This is a genomic window from Glaciihabitans sp. UYNi722, assembly GCF_040549465.1.
Lineage (GTDB): Bacteria > Actinomycetota > Actinomycetes > Actinomycetales > Microbacteriaceae > Lacisediminihabitans.
The window spans coordinates 1-3,241 of record NZ_JBEPTL010000051.1 but is presented as its reverse complement, the minus strand read 5'-3'; the positions used below and the strand labels follow the sequence as shown (position 1 = coordinate 3,241).

Sequence of the window (3,241 nt, the reverse complement as noted above, 5' to 3'; positions counted from 1 at the left end):
GGGAAAGCGGGACATACGGCTACCAATCGTCAGGAGGTCTCAGACCAAACGATACCGACCTTGCCGAGGACGCCCGAATCGGCGCCCTCATACGCAGTGGATGCTTGGCCGATCGTCAATGGCTGGCGGATGATGGACTCGCCCTCGAACGTGATCGCCTGCCAACTATCAGTTTCAACGATGTATCGTGAAGTGTCGCCGAGTCGCCAGTGGCCCGACAAAATCGTCTTGAGAGGACACCCCATGCGCACCCCATCATCTGCTGGTTTCGACCTGTGGGAGGCCGTCGATGGCCTCCGCGAAACCTTCGCACCCCGCGTCGCCGGGCGGATGGGGCGCGGCGATGTTCGCACCGCCATCCTGGTCGCGCTCACCGACGAGCCCATGCACGGCTACCAGATCATCCAGTCCATCGAGGCGCGCACCAAGGGTGCGTGGAAGCCCAGCGCCGGCTCCATCTATCCCACACTGCAGCTGCTCGCCGACGAGGGTCTCGTCAGTTCGGAGCAGATCGGCGAGCGCAAGGTGTTCTCGCTGACCGAGGCTGGCAAGGTAGCCGCCGCAGAGTTCTCCGACGGGCCCACGCCCTGGGAGCCGCGCCGGTCGTGGAACTCCGAGCGCAGCGCTGCCCTGCCGAAGGCCGGTGCGAGGCTCGCCCAGGCGATTGCGCAGGTCGCGCACGGGAGCAGCCCCGAACAGGCCGAGAGCGCTGTCGCCGTCATCGACGAGGCACGTCGCAAAATCTACGCGATCCTCGCCGAGGACTGAGGGGATGCCGCCCGCTCGCGGCACTGACACTGCATCGCTCGACGGCCGAGCCCGATACCGCCGCATCATGCGGTTTGCCGCGGCAGCGCTGGCCCAGACCTGGTGGTTCGAACTCGTGCTCCCCCGGTTCGGCCTTCGCTGGCTCGCGGATCGAAGCCGGGCCAAACGTGTCCAGCGTCTTGCGCGCCGCTTCCACGCGCTCGCTGCCGATCTCGGCGGCCTCATGATCAAGGTCGGCCAGTTTCTGTCGTCGCGCCTCGACATCCTGCCGCCCGAAATCACTCGCGAGCTCGAAGGGTTGCAGGATGAGGTCGCGCCGGAGTCATTCGAAAACATCCGCCGTCAGGCCGAGGCCGAACTCGGGATGCCGCTAGAGCAGGCGTATGCGGCGTTCGAGCCGGTGCCCATCGCCGCCGCATCCCTCGGTCAAGCCCACAGCGCACGCCTCTCCCCCGCTATCGCCGCAGACGTCGGGTTCGAGGATGTCGTCGTCAAGGTGCAGCGACCTGGTATCGAGCAGATCGTCGCGATCGACCTGTCGGCGCTGCGTCGCGTCGCCCGCTGGCTCTCACGGGTGAAACTCGTCTCGACTCGCGCCGACGCTCCCGCGCTCGTCGAAGAGTTCGCTGCGACAAGTCTCGAAGAAATCGACTATCTGCACGAGGCGGCAAACGCCGAGCGCTTCGCGGAGGATTTCGCAAACGATTCGAGAATCGCCGCGCCCGTCATCGTGTGGGACCGCACCGCCCTTCGGGTGCTCACCCTGAGCGACGTGACAGCGATCAAGATCTCTGACATCGAAGGTCTTACCACGGCGGGAATAGACCCGGCTGCGGTGGCGCAGGAGCTCGCGCGCTCCACATTCCAGCAGATCTTCGTCGCCGGGTTCTTCCATGCCGATCCGCACCCCGGCAATATTTTCGTCACCCCTGGCCCCTCCGGCTCGGGCGAGAACTGGCGGCTCACCTACGTCGACTTCGGGATGATGGGCGAGATCTCCGACTCGCTTCGCTCGGGCCTGCGCGACTTCATCCTCGCTGCCGTCGGTCGCAACGGGCGCGCGCTTGTCACCTCGCTCGAACGGCTCGGCGTGCTCCTGAAGTCGGCGGACACCGAGGAACTGGAACGGGCCATGACGGCCCTCTTCGATCGTTTCGGGGGGATGGGCGTCGCCGAGTTGCAGACCATCGATCCACGCGAGCTGCAAGAATTCGCGAAGGGATTCGGCGAAACTATCCGCACGCTGCCGTTCCAGCTGCCCGAGAATTTCTTGCTGCTGGTTCGAACGATCTCACTCATCTCCGGCGTTACGAGTGCCCTCAACAAAGACTTCAACATGTGGGATTCCGTGGATCCGTTCGCGCGCAGCGTCCTGAGCTCAAACGGCGGGGCTACCCTGCGCGGACTGGGCCAGCAGGCGGTTTCCTACGCCTCGACCCTGGCCCGCCTTCCCGGCCGGATGGATGAGCTCGCGACGCGCATCGACCGTGGAGAGGTCGCCGTGCGAACCCCGGATGTCGACCGCAGACTACGATCGCTCGAACGCTCCGTTGGCCGGTTCACGTCGGCGCTCGTGTTCGCCGCGCTCCTCCTCTCCGGCGTGCTGATGCGTCCGACGGACGAGGTGCTCGGCTGGGTGCTCATGGCGTCTTCCGCGGTGCCGCTACTGCACGTGATCGTGACGTGGCGGAGACGGTGATTCTCCTCACGCTGAGGGAGCGGTCGGTGCGAAGAAGTTGACCAGATTGCCGTCGGGGTCGCGGAACAGCAGCGATCGGTTGCCCCACGGCATAGTGGTCGGTTCGAGAACGATGTCGGCACCCTGCTGACGCACATTATCGAATTCGGCGTCCACGTCATCCACCCGAAATTCGACGATGACGCTGTTGTTCGAGGCGGGCTGCGGGGCACCGTCGCCGAGCATGCCGACCGTGCGCCTGCTCCCGATCGCGAGGGATGCGGATGTGGTGACGATCTGCGCGAAGTCTTCGGTGGCGCGCTGGGCGGGCTGGCGGGTAACGCTCTCGTAGAACGAGGTGAGTCGCTCCAGGTCGTCGGTGATGATGCGGATCGAGGCAAAGTACACGGGGCCGTCCTTCGGTATCAGCGGATGATCTCCGACGGTACGGCGTGCCACCGACAGACCTAGAACGTTGAGACGGACGACGCGGTAGATCATCTTCTATACGTCAATGCAATCCTTAGGTTACCTTCCACGGCCAGGTGAGCGAGGTAGTCCTTCTCCGACGGGCGCGAGTAGGTGATGTGGCGTAATGGGAATGGGTGAGGCGAGGGATTTTTGGCTCATGTCCCAGCAACATGAAGATGACACGCTGCCAGAATTGATCGGGGCCCTCATCAGCATGATTCGGGGAGCGCTTAGCCTCGATCCACCGATCGGGTTGGGTTGGGGGCGGCGCGTTAAACCGAGAATGCCTGTCGGATCAGGGAAAATGGGGTTTGTCTAGAACAC

The 3,241-nt window shown here is 64.4% G+C and carries 4 protein-coding genes; 2 read left to right on the top strand and 2 right to left on the bottom strand.

The window, feature by feature from the left end; genetic code table 11:
* Positions 1 to 29: 29 nt before the first annotated feature.
* Positions 30 to 245: a hypothetical protein gene (locus ABIB56_RS18405; RefSeq protein WP_354570679.1), complete on the bottom strand. Its 216-nt coding sequence runs from the start codon at positions 243 to 245 to the stop codon at positions 30 to 32.
* Here ABIB56_RS18405 and ABIB56_RS18400 point away from each other — a divergent pair.
* Both ABIB56_RS18400 and ABIB56_RS18395 read left to right on the top strand, forming a co-directional pair.
* On the top strand, positions 244 to 768 hold the full coding sequence (locus ABIB56_RS18400; protein ID WP_354570678.1) for a PadR family transcriptional regulator: 525 nt from the start codon (positions 244 to 246) through the stop codon (positions 766 to 768). The two genes, ABIB56_RS18405 and ABIB56_RS18400, sit on opposite strands and share 2 nt — an antisense overlap.
* A gap of 4 nt (positions 769 to 772) precedes the next feature.
* Entirely contained in the window at positions 773 to 2,467 is a 1,695-nt protein-coding gene (locus ABIB56_RS18395; RefSeq protein WP_354570677.1) for an ABC1 kinase family protein, read from the top strand.
* Positions 2,468 to 2,473: 6 nt separating this feature from the next.
* Here ABIB56_RS18395 and ABIB56_RS18390 read toward each other — a convergent pair whose 3' ends face one another.
* Entirely contained in the window at positions 2,474 to 2,905 is a 432-nt protein-coding gene (locus tag ABIB56_RS18390; RefSeq protein WP_354570676.1) for a VOC family protein, read from the bottom strand.
* Positions 2,906 to 3,241 lie beyond the last annotated feature (336 nt).